Annotated in this window: 16 protein-coding genes; 11 read left to right on the top strand and 5 right to left on the bottom strand. The window is 70.9% G+C overall.

Annotated elements, in window-relative coordinates:
* Positions 1-12: 12 nt before the first annotated feature.
* Positions 13-2271 carry a beta-L-arabinofuranosidase domain-containing protein gene (locus tag ACFY36_RS37600; RefSeq protein WP_499750665.1) on the bottom strand — a complete coding sequence of 753 codons (2259 nt, stop codon included), beginning with the start codon at positions 2269-2271 and terminating at the stop codon, positions 13-15.
* Positions 2272-2531: 260 nt separating this feature from the next.
* Here ACFY36_RS37600 and ACFY36_RS37605 point away from each other — a divergent pair, with 260 nt between their 5' ends.
* Positions 2532-3146: a DNA-3-methyladenine glycosylase family protein gene (locus tag ACFY36_RS37605; protein ID WP_499750666.1), complete on the top strand. Its 615-nt coding sequence runs from the start codon at positions 2532-2534 to the stop codon at positions 3144-3146.
* Position 3147: 1 nt separating this feature from the next.
* On the opposite strand, the gene ACFY36_RS37610 is transcribed toward ACFY36_RS37605, so the two are convergent.
* Both ACFY36_RS37610 and ACFY36_RS37615 read right to left on the bottom strand, forming a co-directional pair.
* Complete coding sequence (locus tag ACFY36_RS37610; RefSeq protein WP_499750667.1) at positions 3148-4608, bottom strand: cellulase family glycosylhydrolase; 1461 nt, start codon at positions 4606-4608, stop codon at positions 3148-3150.
* A 122-nt stretch (positions 4609-4730) separates the two neighbouring features.
* On the bottom strand, positions 4731-5579 hold the full coding sequence (locus tag ACFY36_RS37615) for a helix-turn-helix transcriptional regulator (protein WP_499750668.1): 849 nt from the start codon (positions 5577-5579) through the stop codon (positions 4731-4733).
* A 102-nt stretch (positions 5580-5681) separates the two neighbouring features.
* Between ACFY36_RS37615 and ACFY36_RS37620 the strand changes: the two genes are divergently transcribed.
* Positions 5682-6587: an NADP-dependent oxidoreductase gene (locus ACFY36_RS37620; protein WP_499750669.1), complete on the top strand. Its 906-nt coding sequence runs from the start codon at positions 5682-5684 to the stop codon at positions 6585-6587.
* 8 nt (positions 6588-6595) lie between these two features.
* On the opposite strand, the gene ACFY36_RS37625 is transcribed toward ACFY36_RS37620, so the two are convergent.
* The gene (locus ACFY36_RS37625; RefSeq protein WP_499750670.1) at positions 6596-7780 is read right to left on the bottom strand and encodes an endo-1,4-beta-xylanase; all 1185 of its coding nucleotides are present in this window, start codon (positions 7778-7780) and stop codon (positions 6596-6598) included.
* Positions 7781-7889: 109 nt separating this feature from the next.
* Between ACFY36_RS37625 and ACFY36_RS37630 the strand changes: the two genes are divergently transcribed.
* From ACFY36_RS37630 to ACFY36_RS37660, 7 genes are all read left to right on the top strand, one after another.
* The gene (locus ACFY36_RS37630) at positions 7890-8906 is read left to right on the top strand and encodes a LacI family DNA-binding transcriptional regulator (RefSeq protein WP_499750671.1); all 1017 of its coding nucleotides are present in this window, start codon (positions 7890-7892) and stop codon (positions 8904-8906) included.
* Between the two features lie 152 nt (positions 8907-9058).
* A complete protein-coding gene (locus tag ACFY36_RS37635) occupies positions 9059-10420 on the top strand; it encodes an ABC transporter substrate-binding protein (protein ID WP_499750672.1) in 1362 nt (453 codons plus the stop codon).
* Complete coding sequence (locus ACFY36_RS37640; protein WP_499750673.1) at positions 10417-11265, top strand: carbohydrate ABC transporter permease; 849 nt, start codon at positions 10417-10419, stop codon at positions 11263-11265. The genes ACFY36_RS37635 and ACFY36_RS37640 overlap by 4 nt, the downstream gene beginning before the upstream one ends.
* Positions 11265-12059: a carbohydrate ABC transporter permease gene (locus ACFY36_RS37645; protein ID WP_499750674.1), complete on the top strand. Its 795-nt coding sequence runs from the start codon at positions 11265-11267 to the stop codon at positions 12057-12059. The genes ACFY36_RS37640 and ACFY36_RS37645 overlap by 1 nt, the downstream gene beginning before the upstream one ends.
* Before the next feature lie 10 nt (positions 12060-12069).
* Entirely contained in the window at positions 12070-12426 is a 357-nt protein-coding gene (locus ACFY36_RS37650) for a tautomerase family protein (protein ID WP_499750675.1), read from the top strand.
* Positions 12423-13457 carry an NAD-dependent epimerase/dehydratase family protein gene (locus tag ACFY36_RS37655; protein ID WP_499750676.1) on the top strand — a complete coding sequence of 345 codons (1035 nt, stop codon included), beginning with the start codon at positions 12423-12425 and terminating at the stop codon, positions 13455-13457. The genes ACFY36_RS37650 and ACFY36_RS37655 overlap by 4 nt, the downstream gene beginning before the upstream one ends.
* Positions 13454-14401, top strand: coding sequence for an aldo/keto reductase (locus ACFY36_RS37660; RefSeq protein WP_499750677.1), 948 nt, complete (start codon positions 13454-13456; stop codon positions 14399-14401). Before ACFY36_RS37655 ends, ACFY36_RS37660 begins: the two co-directional genes overlap by 4 nt.
* 52 nt (positions 14402-14453) lie before the next feature.
* Here the strand turns inward: ACFY36_RS37660 and ACFY36_RS37665 are convergent, their stop codons facing one another.
* Positions 14454-14843: a MarR family winged helix-turn-helix transcriptional regulator gene (locus ACFY36_RS37665; protein WP_499750678.1), complete on the bottom strand. Its 390-nt coding sequence runs from the start codon at positions 14841-14843 to the stop codon at positions 14454-14456.
* On the opposite strand from ACFY36_RS37665, the gene ACFY36_RS37670 reads away from it, so the two are divergent.
* A complete protein-coding gene (locus tag ACFY36_RS37670; RefSeq protein ID WP_499750679.1) occupies positions 14833-15507 on the top strand; it encodes an alpha/beta fold hydrolase in 675 nt (224 codons plus the stop codon). The genes ACFY36_RS37665 and ACFY36_RS37670 overlap by 11 nt on opposite strands.
* A gap of 77 nt (positions 15508-15584) precedes the next feature.
* Positions 15585-17516, top strand: a complete 1932-nt coding sequence (locus tag ACFY36_RS37675) for a GTP-binding protein (protein ID WP_499750680.1) — start codon at positions 15585-15587, stop codon at positions 17514-17516.
* Positions 17517-17545: the final 29 nt, after the last annotated feature.

Below are 17545 nucleotides of genomic sequence, written 5' to 3' on the forward strand. Positions count from 1 at the left end.
ACACCGCCGAGGTCAGGCCGGTGTCAGCCGCCAGAGGTTGTCGGCGGTGCCGTTGTCCGGGTCCTGGACCACCTGGGCGCCCTGCGCCGTCGACCCGTTCAGCACGGCCAGGAGCTTGCCGCTGTTGGCGTTGCGGATCTTGTAGGTGCCATTGCCCTGGTCGAGCAGATTCCAGCGGTGGTCGGCGGTGCCGTTGTCGTCCCACTGCAGGACGATCGCGTTGTCGGCGGTCGACATGTTCTGCACCCCGAGGACCTTGCCGCTGTTGAGGTTGCGCAGCCGGACGGCGTCGCCGTCGGGGATCTGGATCCAGCGGTGGTCGGCGGTTCCGGTGTCGCCCCAGACGAGGGCGAGCCCGCCGTTGGCCACCGACATGTCCTTGACGCCCAGCACCAGCCCGCTGGCCACGTTGACCAGCTTGTACGTCTGCGCGGTGCTCCAGTAGACGGTGTAGTTGATGCCATGCGCGTCGTGGAACGGCACCAGATTGACCGTGCTGCCGTTGGCGGTGACGCTGGTACGCGTGACCGATCCGGCGTTCAGCGACGGCGGCGCCGACAGCGCGGTGTCGCCGTAGTCGCCGGCCAGCACCATCGGCCCGTAGGTGATCGCCTGCACGTCGGGCTGGTCCGGCGTGGGCCGCAGCACGACCCGCATCGGCAGCCGCACGGTGATCGTGTCGCCCGCGGCCCACACGCGGGTGACCGTGGCGTAGCCGCCGGCCGCCGGCGACGAGACGACGGAGCCGTTGACGCTGATCGTGGCCCCGCCGGCCCACGACGGGATCCGGACCCGGACGCTCCACGACCCGCTCATCGTCCCGGCCAGCGTCAGCGTGCTGGTGTCGCCGTTCGGGAACGTGGTGGCCTGGGTGACGGTGATGCCCCGCTGCGACCAGTTCAGGGTGGACGGCACGAACAGGTTGACGGTCAGGGTGGTGCCGCTGCGGTGGTAGATCGCCTCCATCAGCCGGGTGTTGACCTCGATGCCGGTGCCCTGGCAGCACCAGAAGGTGCCGTAGTCGGTCGACCAGGTGCCGCCGCCCCAGGCCGGGCCGGCGCCGCGGCGGCCACCGGCGCGCAGCGGGGTGAAATAGGTGACGTGCCCGTGCTCATCGGCCGGGTTCTGCGCGCCGATCACATGGTTGAGCAGCGCCTGCTCGTAGTAGTCGAAATAGGCCGAGCGGTTCGGGTCGATCAGCCAGAGCTCGTGGGTGAGCCGCAACATGTTGACGGTGTTGCAGTGCTCGCAGGTGTCGTTGGTCAGGTAGGAGGCGATGGCGTTGGGCGGGCGGAAGTGCTCGGCCTGGCTGTTGCCGCCGATGGCGTACGTGTGGGTGCCGACCGTGATGTTCCAGGCGTTGGCGGCGATGTCGCGGTAGCGGGTGGTGCCGGTGGCCTTGTACTCCCGGGCGGCGCCGATCCACTTCGGCACCTGGGTGTTGGCGTGCAGCCCGTTGAGCCGGTCCTGGTTGGCCGCGAGCGGGTCGAAGACGGCGGCGTGGTCGAAGCGCTGGGCCACCATCAGCCAGCGGGCCTCGCCGGTCTGCTGGTAGAGGTCGGTGAGCACGGCGTTCATACCGCCGAACTCGGTGCCGAGCATGGCCTGCGTCTGGGCCGTGGTCAGCCGGGCGGTGCGGGTGTCGACCCAGGCCGCCAGGTTACGCAGCACAGTCCGGGCCTGGGTGTTGCCGATCAGGCGCCACACGTCGAGCAGCCCGGCCATGGTCTTGTGGATGCAGTAGTACGGCACGTTGCCGTTGCTGAGCGTCCGGTTCTCGACCGCGGTGATGTCGGCCTCGGGGAAGCCGGACAGATATCCGTTCGACGCCTGGCATGTGGCCAGTTCGGCCACCATGTAGTTGGCCTTGTCCCGGCAGACGGTGTCGCCGAGAGTCGCCCACGCCTGGGCCCACGCGGTCAGGAAGTGGCCCTGCACGTGGGAGCGGAACGGGAAGGTGGGCGCGTCCCAGCCGCCGTTGGCCGCCGCGCCGCCGGTGGACCGGCCGTGGTTGGCCCGGAAGACGTACAGCAGCCGGTCCACGTCGACGAATCTCAGGTAGGCCAGGGTTCGGCTCTGGTTGTCCAGGAACCGCCCCGCGGTGAGCCGGACCTGCCCGGGGTCGAAGGGATAGGCGGCGACACCGAGGTCGTCGCGGATCGGCGGGACGACGGCCGCGGCGGCGGGCGTGCCCCGCAGCAGAAGGGGTCCGGCGGCGGTGGCGAGGGCGGCGCCGAGGACGCCGCGACGGGTGACCGGGAGTGGGGACATGGGGGACCTCGTTCAGTTAACGTTAACAGCATTGGATTTGCTGGAGATCAGCTAAAAGGAGCGAGGGGGTGCCGCTTCGGTGTTATCGTTCACAAAGGTCGTGCGCCGATTGAAGCACCACAGAAACGAGCCTGTCAACGCATCGAAGGACGTCAGTCCGCATCTCAAGGGCGGCCGGACCGCGAACGCCGGCGCTGTCTGGCCCACGCGCTGTGGACCACCGACGATACGGTCAAGCGCATGACCGCGCTGGGAGGCCTATGACGGCCCGAACCTTCTCCGGGGCGGAGCTTCGCCCGCTCTGCGACGAGCTCGCCTCCCGCGACCCCAGGCTGCGGCACGTCATCGACGAGTTCGGCTATCCGCCGTTCTGGAGCCGGCCCAACACCTTCGAGTCGCTCGTCTGGTTCATTCTCGAGCAGCAGGTCTCGTTGGCCTCGGCCAAGGCCGCCCTCGAGAAGTTGCGGGAGCGGGTCGGGCTCGTCACGCCGGAGAACGTGCTGGCGCTGAGTGACGAGGAACTGCGGGCGGCCTACTTCAGCCGGCAGAAGACCGCCTACGTCCGTGGCCTGGCTCAGGAGATCGTCGACGGCCATCTCGATCTCACGGACCTCGAAGGGCGGGCCGACGACCAGATCCGGGAACGCCTGGTGAAGCTGAAAGGCATCGGCAACTGGACGGTCGACGTCTACCTGATCCTCGTCCTTCATCGCGTGGATCTGTTCCCGGCCGGCGACCTGGCCGCGGTCAACGGGCTCAGACGACTGAACGGGCTGCCACGTAAGGCCACGATCGATGACGTGACAGCCGTCTGGACTCCTTATCGCACCATCGGCACGCTGATCGTCTGGCACTACTACCTGAGCCGGGCCTGAGTCAGGACGCGGACAGCTTCACGTCGTCGAACCAGACCGAGCCCTTGTTGGCGCCGGACTTCAGGTGCAGTTGGAGGCCGGCGGCGCCGGCCGGGGCCTTCGCGGCCACGGCCAGCCTGGTCCAGCCGGTGGTTCCGGCCGGCAGGGTGGCCGAGCCGGCCCCGCCGAGCCAGCGGCCGTTCACGTCGAACCAGCTCAGGGCCACCTGGGTCGTGCCCGTGGCCGCCGTGCCGCGGGCCCACGCCTCGGCGCGCCACGTCTGGCCGGGGCGCACGGGAGCGAGGGGCGCGACCCGGTACGACGGCGAGCCCGCCGCGTTCTTGCCGGTGCGGGCCAGCTTCACCGACGACTTGCCGGACCGGGCGACGTTGCGCACCTTCGTGGCGACGCCCAGTTCGGGCATGAAGGTGGTCCACGGCGTCTGCCCGGCCTGGTTCTCGAAGCCGAGGTCCAGCGCGCTCGCCGGATACGCCTTGCCGGTCCAGGCCGCCTTGACCACGGCCGCCGCCGGCTTCGCGGTGCCGTCGGCCCGGTAGAGCCCGAAAGCGTACTGGGCCGCCGACTTCGCGACCGCCGAAGGCGGGATCGCACCCGTGCGGAAGTCGTTCAGCGTCCACGGCGCGACCGAGCGCACGCCGGCCGCGGCGGCGCCCTGGAACACCCGCGCCAGATAGGCCGCCTGCTCGCCCTCGCTGGTCGTCCGGGTGCTGGCGCCGGTCTCGCCGATCACCAGCGGGGACGGCGCCACGGCGGCCTGCGCCTGGCGGATCAGGGCCAGGGCGTTCTGCGAATTGCCGTAGAAGTGATAGTCGTAGTAGTCCAGCGGCGTCGTCCCGAGCATGGTCTTCAACTTCTTCAGACCGGCGACTCCGGCCTCGCCGCTCACCGAGATCGTCACCGGGGTGGCCGGCACGACGGCCCGTACCACCGGAAGAAGTTTCTTCGCCCACGCCACCGCGGCGGCGTTGGACGGGTCGATCTCGTTCTGGAGGCCGATCGAGATGACGCGCTTGTCGTTGCGGTACGGCTTGAGGACGGCGGTCGCCCAGGTGCTGCTGCCGGCGATGTCGGTGTAGCCGTTCCACCAGTCGAACAGGGTCAGCTTGACCGTCAGGCCGTGCTTGCCGGCCAGCTCGACGAACTTGGCGAGTTTCGCCGCGTACTCGGGCTTGGGCGTGGGATAGCCGAAGACGGTGGGGAAGATGATGGCGCGGACGCTGGTGGCGCCCAGCGCCCGGGCCTTGGCGAAGTCGGCGTCGATCACGGCCGGGTTGAACGAGGTCCACATCCGGGTCCAGCCGTACGCCGAGGGGTAGTAGTTGAGCTGCTTGGCCGTCGTGACCGAGGCGAGCCGCCCGGCCAGGGTCGGGGTGGCGGCCGCCGACGCCGGTACCTCGGTCAGCGGCGACGCGGTGAGCAGAGCGCTGGCGAGTCCCAGAGCGAGCGCGGCGGCCTTGCGCATGAACAGATCAGCCCTTCACGGTCCGGCGGAGTGATGACCTCTCCAGTCGGCGGCGCGGGCGGTCCGGGCGAGATGAAGCGACCCCCGATTCGGGTGCGATTCGGGGGTAGTTGGGTGGACTGCTAGGTGAAGGACTCCTGGCCGATGACGCGCAGCAGGGCGAGGGCGGCCGCGGACGGGGTGCCGGGCGGGGCGGTGAGCATGATGAGGCGCTGGTCCTCGGCCGGTGTCAGCAGCGTCTCCTGGTCGAGCTCGATCAGGCCGACCGCCGGGTGGACGAGGTGCATGCGGCTGGTGCGGCGCACGGCGACCTCGTGCAGGTCCCAGACGGCGGCGAAGTCGGCGCTGCCGTCGCGGAGGCGTTTCACCAGAGCGGTGGCGGCCGCGTCGCCGCCCCGGCGGGTGACCGCGGCCCGCAGGTCGGCCACGTGCAGGCGGCCGTAGTAGTCGTGGTCGGCGGCGGGGAACGCCGCCCGGACCCGGTCGTCGTGGAACCAGCGCCACACGATGTTGTGGTCCTGCTCGTGGTCGTGGTCGAGCGGCGGGCAGATGTCGCCGAACAGGGCGCCGGCCATCGCGTTCTGGGCCAGGACGTCGCCCAGGTCGCTGACGATCTGGGCCGGGACCTCGGTGAGCTGGTCGAGGAGGTAGAGCAGGCCGGGCCGTACGTGGGCGCCGGCCAGCCGGCCGGCCGGCGGGCGGTGACCGGACAGCAGGTAGAGGTGGTCGCGCTCGTCCTCGCTGAGGCGCAGCGCCTGGGCCAGGGCGCGCAGCAGCTGGGTCGACGGCTGCGGGCTGCGCGCCTGTTCGAGGCGCATCAGATAGTCGGCCGACATGCCGGCGAGCATCGCCAGCTCTTCGCGGCGCAGCCCGGGAGTGCGGCGCCGCGGGCCGGCGACGATCCCGACGTCCTGCGGCCGGAGGCGCTCCCGGCTGCGGCGGATGAAGTCGGCGAGCTCGCTGCGGTCCATGGCTCTCATCGTCGCGTGACCGGCGGGACGTAGCCAAGGATCGCTGGTCCTAGGGAAAGCCGTCCGATTCCGCCCGCCGCCGGACCACCGCAGCCTGGGGCCATGAAAGCAATCATCTTCGAGAACCACGGCGGGCCGGACGTGCTGCGGCTGACCGGCACGGACACCCCCGAGCCGGCCGAGGGCCAGGTGCGGATCCGGGTGCGGGCGGCGGGCGTCAACGCGATCGACTGGAAGATCCGTAGCGGCGCGGCGCGGGAGATCTTCCCGGTCACGTTCCCGGCGACGCCGGGGTGGGAGGCGGCCGGCGTGGTCGACGCGATCGGTCCGGGCGTGACCGGGCTCCGGGTGGGCGACGAGGTGCTGGGTTTCACCGACACCGGCGCGTACGCGGAGTACGCGCTGGCCACCATCGTCGCGGCCAAGCCGGCCGGGCTGGGCTGGGCCGAGGCGGCGGCGCTGCCGGTCGCCGGCGAGACGGCGGAGCGCGTGCTGCGCCTGCTGGAGCTCAAGGACGGCGAGACCCTGCTGGTCCATGGCGCGGCGGGCGCGGTCGGCGGCCTGGCCGTGCAACTCGCGGCCGGCCGGGGCGCGACGGTCATCGGCACCGCCTCTCCCGCCAACCACGACTATCTGCGCTCGCTCGGCGTCGTCCCGGTCTCCTACGGTCCCGGCCTGGTGGACCGGGTCCGCGCGATCGCGCCGAACGGCGTCGACGCGGTCTTCGACGCGGCGGGCCAGGGCGTACTGCCCGAATCGATCGAGCTGCGCGGCGGGGCGAAGGACCGGATCGTCACGATCGCCGATCCGTCGGCGTGGGATCTGGGCCTGACCTTCTCCAACGGCGACGAGAAGAGCGCGGCGACGCTGGCCGAGCACGCCCGGCGGGCCGTCGAGGGCACCCTCCGGGTCACCGTCGCCGAGACGTTCCCTCTGGCCGAGGCGGCCGCGGCGCAGGAGCGCAGCGCCACCGGCCACGTCCGGGGCAAGCTGATCGTCCTGCCCTGACGGCGGCCTCAGTTCGCGGAGATTGTGAAGGGGGCGCCGTCCACGTCGTACTCGCCGTGGAAGCCCTTGACCCGGATCGCGCCGGAGGCGTCGGTGCGCATCTCGGTCGGCGGCAGCCACCACTCGCCTTTGATCAAGGACTCGAGGGCGCCGTACGACGGTTTGCGGCTCCCGTCCGCGCGGAGCAGCCCGACCGGCGCGCCCAGCCAGGCGCCGTTGTCGGTGATGCCCCAGTAGTTGACGGCGGCGACGGCCGGGTGGGCGACGAGCGACCGGTAGTGCCGGGTGATCTCGTCGGCCTGCCGGGCCTCGCCCTCCTCGGTGCTGGGCCAGGACGGGATCCGGTAGTCGTTCAGGTCCTTGATCTCCGGCGGCATCAGGTGGCCGGAGACGAGGGTGCTCTCGGTCAGGTGCAGCGGCAGTCCGTACCGGGCGAAGCGGTCGAGCATCCGGCCCATGTACTCCTCGCCGCGGTAGCCCTGGTGCATGTGGGTCTGCAGGCCGATGGCGTCGATCCGGACGCCCGCCTCCAACACGGCCTCGATCAGGCATTCGTACGCCGAGGTCAGATCGAAGTCGTTGATCAGAAGGGTGGCGCCGGGGTTGGCCGCCCGCGCCTCCTCGAAGGCCATCCGCACCATCGCGATCCGGCCCTTACGCCAGGCCAGCGGGGTGATCGCGTTGTCGCCGTTGGCGAAGACCGGCATGATCACCGCTTCGTTTATCGCGTCCCAGGTGTCGATCAGGCCGGCGAAGCCTCCGGCCAGGTCGCGGATGCGCGCGCGCAGCAGCCGTTCGGTCTCGTCGGCGGGCAGGCCGAGCAGCCAGTCGGGCTGGACCGTGTGCCACACCAGGGGATGGCCCTTGACGGTCACACCACGCTCTCGCAGCCGGCGGGCGGTAGCGGTCAGGCGCTCGCGGTCGGTGTGGCCCCGGCGTGGCTCGTATCCGCCCCAGTAGAACGGCAGGGTCGCGGTGTTGAACAGGTTGGTGAACTCCGCGGCCAGCGTGTCGAGGTCGAGCCCGGCGGCGCCGCCGAAAGCGGGCGAGCCACCGGTCAGGAAGTCGAACCCGATGTTGCCGAACGAGAACGCGTGGCGGACCTGCCGGACGGTGACCACCCGGTCGGACAGCGGCCGGCCTTCGGCGTCGCGGACGATGACTGTCGTTTCGCCGATCCTGTGCTCGAACATCCGGCCACCTCGAAGAAAAGTTTCTCACTGAATTGCGAAAGTGTCGTTCGATCGGGAGCATAGGAGCGGCCGTACGGCAAGGTCAAGCCCGCTGGATAAGGTGATGCGCATGCCCCCCACCGACCGCTCCCGAGCGACACTGGCCGAGGTCGCGTCGCTCGCGGGCGTCACGGTGTCCACTGTCTCCAAGGTCCTCAACGGGCGGTCCGGTGTCTCCGGCGAGACCCGCGCGCGCATCGAGGCCCTGCTCCAGGACCAGGACTATCGCCACCGCGCCTCGAAACGGCAGGCGGCGCCGCTGCTCGAGGTCCTCTGCTACGAGATCGACAGCCCGTTCGCGGGCGAGGCGCTGGCCGGCATCGAGCGGGCCGCGCGGCAGCGACGGGTGGGCATGGTGCTGACCAGCGCCACCGAGCGGCAGCGGCCGCACGAGGACTGGGTCGAGGATGTGGTGCGCCGCCAGCCGGTCGGCGTCGTCCTGGTCGCCGCGTCGCTGACCGGGGCCGACCTCCAGCGGCTGCGCTCGCGCTCGATCCCGCTGGTCGCGATCGACCCGGCCGGCGATCCGGCCCCCGGCGTGCCGTCGGTCGGCTCGGCCGACTGGAACGGCGGCTTCCAGGCGACCCGTCACCTGATCGAGCTGGGCCACCGCCGCATCGGCATCATCACCGGGCCGCACGACATGCTGGCCTCCACGGCCCGCCTCTCCGGCTATCGGGCCGCTCTCGACGCGGCCGGCCTGCCGGTCGACGCCGAGCTGATCAGGCCGGGCGAGTTCCACCACGCCGACGGCCTCGAGCAGGGGCGGCGCCTGCTCGATCTCCCCGAACGCCCGACCGCGATCTTCGCCTCGTCCGACCTGTACGCGCTGGGCGTCTACGAGGCGGCACGCTCGGCCGGGCTGAGCATCCCGGGCGATCTGTCCGTGGTCGGCTACGACGATCTGCCCATCGCCCAGTGGGCCGGCCCGCCCATGACCACCGTGCGCGTGCCGCTGGCGGCCATGGCCGACCAGGCCGTCCAGCTGGTGCTGCGCCTGGCCGACGAGCCGGAGCTGGCCTTCAGCCGGATCGACATCGACACGTCACTGGTCGTGCGGGGCAGCACGGCCGCACCCGCCGCCTGAGAAAGTTTCTTTGAAATCAAGAAACCTTGACTGGCAAGTTTCGCGCGCCTTACTGTCGGCCCAGCGCCGATGAACAGCGCCCCCGCCGATGACGCTGGCGTTCAGCACACCCGCTCACCGGCCAGAAACTTTCTTAGCCCAGTGGAGGGATCATGTCCCGTCTCCGGCCGCTCTCAGCTCTCGCCGTCGCCGCACTCGCCGTCTCCGCCCTGGTGGCCTGCGGCAACTCGGGCGACGACCAGGCCTCCAGCGGCAGCGCCACCTCCGGCACCGTCGACTGGTGGGGCTGGACCCCGACCGACAACGCGACCGCCGAGACCTACATCAGCGCGTTCAACAAGCAGTTCCCGGACATCAAGGTCAACTACAAGCTGGTCAACATCTCGGACTGGGTGGCGGCGCTGCGGCCCGCGCTCGCCTCGGGCAAGGGCCCGGACGTGTTCGACATGCAGCCCGGGGCGTACGTCTCGCAGTTCAAGTCGTTCGCCGAGGACCAGACCGGGCTGGCCCAGGAGGCGCTGGGCGCCGACTGGAAGTCCAAGGTCGCCCCGATCGGCGTCAGCGGCCTGACCGCCGGCGGCAAGCTGACCGCGATGCCGGTCGGCTCCGTCTACGCCGGGATGCTGTGGGCCAACGGCGACATCTTCAAGAAGTACGGGCTGCAGCCACCGAAGACCCTGGCCGAGTGGAAGAACGTCTGCTCAACGCTCAAGCAGCACAAGGTCGGCTGCTTCGTGCAGGGCGCCGCACAGGAGGGCTTCGACCAGGACACGCTCCAGTCGATCGCCAACTCGGTGCAGCCCGGCCTGTGGACCAGGGCGTCGAGCGGCGACGCCCACTGGAACGACCCGGGCATCGTCAAGACCCTGGCCATCTGGAAGGACCTGTTCGACTCCGGGATCATGCAGGAGGGCGCTGTCGGCTACCAGCAGTACCCGGACGCCAACAACGACTTCCTCACCGGCAAGTACGCCATGGTCATGATGGGCACCTGGTACACGCAGTACGCGACGACCAAGGCGATGACCTCGGCGCTCGGCGCGGCCGGCGTCAGCGGGGCCAAGCCGTTCCCGATCATCCCGGTCGCCTTCCCCGACGTGGCCGGGGCCGGCAACACCAGCGGCATGTACGGCGACGCCGACTTCGGCCTGGCCGTCTCGACCAAGTCCGAGGTGAAGCCGGCCGCACGGACCTTCGTCAAGTGGATGACCACCTCGAAGGAGGGCCAGCAGGCGATCGCCGACCAGCTCAACGACCTGCCCGCCCTCAAGGGCGTCGAACCGGACTTCGACAGCATCCAGCTGGTCGACCCGGCCACCCAGAAGGCGCCGGTGGAGAAACTCATCGAGCAGGCCGGCACGATCACCGAACCCCGTGAGGCGCTGCTCAACGCCGACGTGCAGAACGGCATCCTGGCTGCGGCGACCTCGGTGGCCACCGGCAAGGCGACACCGCGGGAGGCGGCCGACACGCTCCAGCAGGCGGCCGAGGCCGCGGGAGTGACCTTCAAATGAGGCGGCCGCCCGGCCTGCCCTGGATCCTTCCCGCGCTGGTGCTCAGCGTCGGCCTCATCTACTACGGGATCGGCTACACGGCGTACATCTCGACCCTGGACTGGGACGGGATCAGCCCGGACCCCCGGCATCTGGGCGCACAGAACTACACCCGGATCTTCCACGACCCGGTGTTCTGGGCCTCGGTGCGGCACACCGTGGTGTTCTTCGTGGTCACCTTCGCCGTCCAGACGGTCCTCGGGCTGGTGCTGGCCGTGCTCATGCACGCCAGGCTGCGGCTGGCCGGGCTCTACAAGGTGATCGTGTTCATCCCGGTCGTGCTGGCGCCGTCCATCATGGCGCCGGTCTTCCGGCACCTGTTCGCCCCCGACGGCGAGCTGAACTGGCTGCTCCAGCACGTGGGGCTGGGCTCGCTGGCCCAGCCCTGGATCGGCCAGACCAGCACCGCGCTGCCGGTCATCATGTTCATCACCATCTGGGAGTGGACCGGTGTCACGTTCGTCCTCTACTACGCGGCGATGACCCAGATCGACCCGTCGGTGCTGGAGGCGGCCCGGATGGACGGCGCCGGCAACCTGCGCACGCTGCTCAGCATCATCTGGCCCGAGATGCGGGGCACCACCGTCGCTCTGGCGATCCTGGGCGCGATCGGCGCCCTCAAGACCTTCGACGTGCCGTATCTGGTGACGATCGGCGGCCCGAACAACGCCACCGAGTTCCTCGGGACGTACATCTACCGGCAGACCATCCCCCTCAACCACGTCGGGTACGGCGCCGCGCTCTCGATCATCCTGCTGGCGGTCGCGCTGACCATGGCGCTCGTGCTCCAGAGGGCGGGACGCTGATGCTCTTCGAGGTCCGTACCCGGCTCGGCCGGGTCCTGCTCCAGATCGTGGCGACGATCCTGATCCTGCCGTTCCTGTTCCCGCTGATCGTCATGGTCAAGGGCGCCTTCGCCGGCGAGGGCGCGGCCGCGAACTTCGGCGCCGTGCTGCGGGTTCCCGGCTTCGCCCGGTTCTTCGGCAACAGCCTGATCATCGCGGGCGCCGTCATCCTGCTGGTCTACGTGGTCACGATGATGGCCGCGTTCGGCTTCTCGAAGCTGCACATCCGCGGCCGCGAGGTCTACTTCTGGCTGCTGCTGGCCTGCCTGACGCTGCCCGAGGTCGTACTGCTGGCGCCGTTGTTCGTCACCGACACCAAGCTCGGCCTGTACGACACGTACTGGGCGGTGATCCTGCCCTTGTCGGCGCTCCAGGTGCCGTTCGCCGTCCTGCTGACCCGCAACTTCATCAACGGGCTGCCGAACGAGCTGTTCGAGGCGGCCCGCGTCGACGGGGCCAGCTCGTGGCGCGGCTTCCGCTATCTCGTCATCCCGCTGACCCGGCCCATCGCGGCCGCGGTGGTCATCTTCACCCTGGTCGCGGCCTGGAACGACTACCTCATGCCGCTGGTCTTCCTCCAGTCCCCCGGCCTACAGACGATCACGCTCGTCCCGCAGTTCTTCGTGGGCGAGTTCAGCAACGACCAGACCAAGATCCTGGCCGCCGCCGTGATCACCGCGATCCCCGAGGTCATCGCGTACCTCAGCCTTCAGCGTCTGTTCGAGCGCGGCCTCTCGGCCGGCGCGATCAAGTAAGGACGACCACGTGCCACTGATCCAGGTCCACCTCGACCGCGAGGTCTTCGACAAGTCCCACGAGGCCATCGGCGACGCGCTGCACGAGGCGCAGATCGCCGCCCTCGGCATCCCGTCCGACGACCGCTTCCAGATCTTCCAGCCGCACGACGCGGGCGAGCTCAAGTTCGACACCGGCTACAACGGCGTCGACCGGCGCCGGCTGCTCGTGATCCGGGTGATCGCCGTGCACATGTACCCGGTGGCCACCAAGCGGGCGTTCTTCGAGGCGGTGGTCGAACGGCTCGCACCGATCGGCATCCGCGCAGAGGACGTGCTGATCAGCCTGACCGAGAACGGCTTCGAGGATTGGTACGCCGGCAAATGACACTCATCGACCGAACGGACCTGAGCGTCCTCTTCATCGGCGGCACCGGCACGATCAGCGCGTCCTGCGTGCGGCTCGCGGTGGCCACCGGCATGCGCGTCACCGTGGTCAACCGGGGCCGCAACAGCCAGGAGCGCACCCTCCCCGGCGGCGTGGAGTCGCTGGTCGCCGACGTCGCCGCGCTGGAGGCCCCGCTCGCCGGGCGCGACTTCGACGCGGTGGTCAACTTCCTGTCCTACGACGAGGACGACGTACGCCGGATGGCCGAGCTCTTCGCGGGGCGGACCCGGCAGTACGTCCACATCAGCTCCGGTTCGATCTACACCAAGCCGGTGCGCCAGGTGCCGATCACCGAGTCGAGCCCGGTCGGCCCGAACCCGCACCTCGCCTACGCGACGGCGAAGTGGCGGGCCGAACGGGCGCTGCAGGAGGCGTACCTCCGCAATGGTTTCCCGATGACCGTCGTGCGGCCTTCGCACACCTATGACGACGCCAACCCGCCGTTGCCGGGCGGTTGGGCGGCGGTCGACCGGATCGCCCGCGGCGACGAGATCGCCGTGCACGGCGACGGCACCTCGCTGTGGACGCTCACCCACGCCGAGGACTTCGCGCAAGGCCTGGTGGGGCTGCTGGGCAACCCGCGGGCCCTCGGCGAGACGTTCAACATCACCGGCTCCGACGTCTACACCTGGGACCAGATCTACACCATCGTGGCCGAGGCGCTCGGTGTCACCCCGCGGCTCGTGCACGTCGCCTCCGAGATGTACCCGCTGATCGCGCCGGACTGGTTCTGGTCGGGCGAGATGGTCGGCGACATCGGGCACAGCGCCGTCTTCGACACCACAAAGATCAAAACCTTTGTTCCGTCGTACGCGCCACGGCTCACCTTTCACCGGGCCGCGACCCGGATGGTCGCCTGGCGCCGGGAGCACCCGGAGTCGACCCTCGGCGACAGCGCCGGCGAAGCCGTGCTCGCCCGCATCGTCGAGGCTTACCATCGGGCTCGTGACGTCTTTCAGGCCACAGCATGACTGAGCTCGGCCGCACCGGCCTGCGGGTCAGCGAGATCTGCGTGGGCACCAGCCCGCTGGCCAACATGCCTTTCCTGTACGGCTACGAGGTGCCCGAGGACCGCGCCGTGTCCACCGTGGACGCCGTCCTGTCCGACCGCCGGATCAACTTCATCGACACCTCGAACGGGTACGGGCGGGACGGCGCGGCCGAGCGCAGGATAGGCGCGGCCCTGCGCGCGCGGGGCGGCCTGCCCTCGGGCACGGTCCTGGCCACCAAGGTCGACCCGGACCCGGTCACCGGCGACTTCTCCGGCGCCCGGGTGCGGCAGTCACTGGCCGAGAGCATGGAACGGCTCGGCCTCGACCACATCGACCTGCTGCACCTGCACGACCCGGAGCGCATCACCTTCGCCGAGGCGACCGCGCCCGGCGGAGCCGTCGAGGCGCTGGCCGGCCTCAGACGCGAGGGCCTGGTCTCCCACCTCGGGGTGGCCGGCGGCCCGGTCGCCCTGATGCGGCAATACCTGGACACCGGCGTCTTCGAGGTGGTGCTCACCCACAACCGCTACACGCTGCTGGACCGCTCGGCCGAGGCCCTTTTCCGGACCGCGCACGAGCAGGGCGTCGGCGTCCTGAACGCGGCACCCTACGGCGGCGGCATGCTGGCCAAAGGACCGAGGGCGCAGACGAAGTACGCGTACGGCGAGCGCGACGACCGCATCGCCCGGGCGGCCCAGGCCATGGCGGCCGCGGCCGACCGGGCCGGCATCCCCCTGGCCGCCGCGGCGCTGCAGTTCTCGCTGCACGCCCCGTTCGTCGACTCGACGGTCGTCGGCGTCTCCTCACCCCAGCGCGTGGCCGAGACCCTGGCCCTGGCCGAGTTCCCGATCCCGGACGACCTCTGGGCCGAGCTCGAGTCGCACGTGCCCCCGGCCGAGCTCTGGCTCGACCCGCCGGCGTGAAGGCTCCCTCTCCTCCACGCCGCACCGGAGTCGCGGCGCGGAGGAGAGGGCTTCACCCCGCACGGGGAACGAGCTTGCCGATCAGCTCGCCGAAGGTGGCCAGCTCCGCCGCGCTCAGCCCGCCGAACGACTCCTCCAGCACACCCCGGAGAACCTCGCCCCCTTCGACGCGGAGCTGCTCGCCCCGGCTGGTGAGCCGGTGCCGGACGGCACGGCCGGGCCCGGGCACCCGCTCGATCAGACCCCGGTCGATCATGCGGGCGGCCAGCGCCCCGAACGACTGATCGGTCTGAAAGGTCAGCTGAGCCAGGTCGTGCAACGAGGCGCCGGGGTTCTCGTGCAGGTGGCGCAGCGCGTCCCACTGCACGAGCGAGACACCGAGCGGGGCCAGGCGCTCGTCGGCGGTGCGGTGATGCCGCGCCTGTAGGCGTTTGACGGACAACCCGATCGCGAACGGGCCGCAGACCATGGCCGGCTTCGCCCACCTCCTGGCGACGACGCCGGCGCACGTGATCACCCCGGTGCATCCGGGCTTCGGCGGGACCACCCGCCCGGATGATCTGACACACCCGGGGCAGCTCGCCGTGGCGTACGACGAACTCCTGAAAGACCTTGACCTTGACGGCGTCACCGTCGTCGGCAACTCGCTCGGTGGCTGGATCGCGGCCGAGATGGCGCTGCTGGGCAGCCCGCGCGTCGCGGAGGTGATCCTGGTCGACGCGGTCGGCATCGAGGTGCCGGGCCATCCGATCGCCGATTTCTTCGCGCTCAGCCTTCCGGAGATCGCCCAGCACAGCTACTACGAGCCGGAGAAGTTCCAAATCGACCCGGCCGCGCTTCCCGCCATGGCCGGCAACCGCGCCGCCCTGGCCGTCTATTCGGGGAACGGCCGGATGTTCGACCCCGGGTTGCGGGAACGCCTGGCCGGCGTCACCACCCCGGTCCGGGTGATCTGGGGCGAGGCCGATCGCATCGCCGGCCCGGACTACGGCCGGGCTCTGGCCGGCGCCATCCCCGGCGCCTCCTTCACGCTGCTCGACAAGACCGGCCACCTGCCCCAGATCGAGACTCCCGAGCGGCTCCTAAAAGCGGTGGCGCGGCCGTGACAGCCGTGCAACCGTGATGGCCATGCGAGCAACTTCCACGCCCCGGACCCCTTTCCGTCCTACCGTGGAGTTCCGCTTTGGCATTGTTGAACCTCGGCATCGTCGCCCATGTTGACGCCGGCAAGACCAGCCTGACCGAGCGCCTGCTCTTCGAGGCGGGCGCGGTCGACCAGCCCGGCAGCGTCGACGCCGGCACGACCCGCACCGACTCGATGGAGCTGGAGCGACGGCGCGGCATCACCATCCGGGCCGCCGTCACCTCGATCCGGCTCGGTGACCTCACCGTCAACCTGCTCGACACGCCCGGCCACCCCGATTTCATTGCCGAGGTGGAGCGGTCGCTGGCCGTTCTCGACGCCGCCGTCCTGGTCGTGTCGAGTGTGGAGGGCGTGCAGCCGCAGACCGTCGCCATCTGGCGGGCGTTGCGCCGCATCGGCGTACCCACCATGTTCTTCCTCAACAAGGTGGACCGCGCCGGCGCCGACGTGGAACGCGCGGTGACCCAGCTGCGCGAACGGCTCGCGGCCCGCCCGCTCGTGCTCACCACGCCCGGCGGCGACTCTCTCGCCCTCGACGCCGAGCCGGTGGTGGAGGCGGTGGCCGAGGTCGATGACGCCGTGGCCGCCCGCTGGCTCACCGGTGAGAGGGTCGGGCCGCGTCACGTGCGACGGGCGATCCGGCTGGCCGTGCGCGGCGGCCGGCTCTCCCCGGTGGCGTGCGGCTCGGCTATCACCGGAGCGGGCGTGCCGCAGCTGCGGCACCTGCTGGCCGGCCTGCTCCCCCGCAGCGCCCGGGGCGACGGGCCGCTGGCCGGCACGGTGTTCGCCGTCGACCGGGATGAGCGCGGGCGGCGGGCCTGGCTGCGGTTGTGGTCGGGGCAGCTGCGCGTGCGGGACAGGGTGCAGCTGGCCGGGAACCGGCCGCAGCGGGTCACCGAGATCGCCGTCAGCGAGCCCGGCGGCGTGCGGGTGCGGCCGTCGGCGTCGGCCGGGCAGATCGCGGCCGTGCGCGGCCTGCCGGTCCGCATCGGCCAGCACGTCGGCGACCCACCGCGGCGGCACCTCTACCGTTTTCCCCCGGCGACCCGGCAGGCGCTGGTCGAGGCGGTCGATCCGGCTCAGCGGCTGGCCCTGTTCGCCGGCTTGGCCGAGCTGGCCGACGAGGACCCGCTGGTCGACCTGCGGCTCGACGAGCACGAGGCGCAGGCGGTGATCCGCCTGCACGGCGAGGTGCAGAAGGAGGTCATCGCCGCCCTGCTGGAGGACCGGTACGGCGTCCGGGCCCGCTTCTCGGGCACGCTGACCGCCTGCATCGAGCGGGTCGCCGGATCCGGCACGGGCGAGGACCGGATCAGGGAGCGCGGCAACCCGTACCTGGCCGGCATCGGCCTGCGCGTCGAGGCGGCCCCGCCCGGGCACGGCGTCGAGGTCCGCCCCGGCATCGAGCCCGGCCGGCTGACGCCGGCCTTCGTCGCGGCGATCGAGGAGGGCGTCCGGGCCGCCCTGCGCCAGGGTCCGCACGGCTGGCCGGTCACCGACTGCGTGGTCACCATGACCTCCTCGCAGTACTGGCCGCGGCAGAGCCGGCCGCACCAGAAGTTCGACAAGTCGATCTCGAGCGTGGCCGCCGACTTCCGCAACCTGGCCCCGGTCGTGGTGGCCGCCGCGCTGCGCCGGGCCGGCACCCGGGTGTGCCAGCCGGTCGAACGCTTCGACCTGAACCTGCCACCCCGCACGTTCGACGCGGTAGCGGCCCTGCTGGGCCGGCTGGGTGCGGTCATCGACGACACCACCACGACCGGCGGTTACCTGGAGGTCGGCGGCACCATCCCGTCGTCCCGCGTCCCCGAGGTGGTGGCTGCCCTGCCCGACCTCACCGGCGGCGAAGCCGTCCTGACCACGCGCTTCGACCACTACGCCCCGGTCACCGGTGACCATCCGCCGGTCCTGCACCGGCGCGGCCCCGACCCGGACGACCGGGAGGAGTGGTTCCGCGCCGTCCCTCGCTAGACGGAACGTTCTACCCGCTAGGATGGGAG

The sequence above is a fragment of the Actinoplanes sp. NPDC000266 genome (assembly GCF_042899005.1).
Taxonomy (GTDB): Bacteria; Actinomycetota; Actinomycetes; order Mycobacteriales; family Micromonosporaceae; genus Actinoplanes.

Excerpts from the sequence above, each read along its gene's own strand:
- ACFY36_RS37615 (WP_499750668.1), bottom strand. The coding sequence starts at position 5,579 with ATGGACCGCAGCGAGCTCGCCGACTTCATCCGCCGCAGCCGGGAGCGC.
- ACFY36_RS37645 (WP_499750674.1), top strand. The coding sequence starts at position 11,265 with ATGCTCTTCGAGGTCCGTACCCGGCTCGGCCGGGTCCTGCTCCAGATC.
- ACFY36_RS37605 (WP_499750666.1), top strand. The coding sequence starts at position 2,532 with ATGACGGCCCGAACCTTCTCCGGGGCGGAGCTTCGCCCGCTCTGCGAC.
- ACFY36_RS37640 (WP_499750673.1), top strand. The coding sequence starts at position 10,417 with ATGAGGCGGCCGCCCGGCCTGCCCTGGATCCTTCCCGCGCTGGTGCTC.
- ACFY36_RS37635 (WP_499750672.1), top strand. The coding sequence starts at position 9,059 with ATGTCCCGTCTCCGGCCGCTCTCAGCTCTCGCCGTCGCCGCACTCGCC.
- ACFY36_RS37600 (WP_499750665.1), bottom strand. The coding sequence starts at position 2,271 with ATGTCCCCACTCCCGGTCACCCGTCGCGGCGTCCTCGGCGCCGCCCTC.
- ACFY36_RS37610 (WP_499750667.1), bottom strand. The coding sequence starts at position 4,608 with ATGCGCAAGGCCGCCGCGCTCGCTCTGGGACTCGCCAGCGCTCTGCTC.
- ACFY36_RS37660 (WP_499750677.1), top strand. The coding sequence starts at position 13,454 with ATGACTGAGCTCGGCCGCACCGGCCTGCGGGTCAGCGAGATCTGCGTG.
- ACFY36_RS37655 (WP_499750676.1), top strand. The coding sequence starts at position 12,423 with ATGACACTCATCGACCGAACGGACCTGAGCGTCCTCTTCATCGGCGGC.
- ACFY36_RS37625 (WP_499750670.1), bottom strand. The coding sequence starts at position 7,780 with ATGTTCGAGCACAGGATCGGCGAAACGACAGTCATCGTCCGCGACGCC.
- ACFY36_RS37620 (WP_499750669.1), top strand. The coding sequence starts at position 5,682 with ATGAAAGCAATCATCTTCGAGAACCACGGCGGGCCGGACGTGCTGCGG.
- ACFY36_RS37630 (WP_499750671.1), top strand. The coding sequence starts at position 7,890 with ATGCCCCCCACCGACCGCTCCCGAGCGACACTGGCCGAGGTCGCGTCG.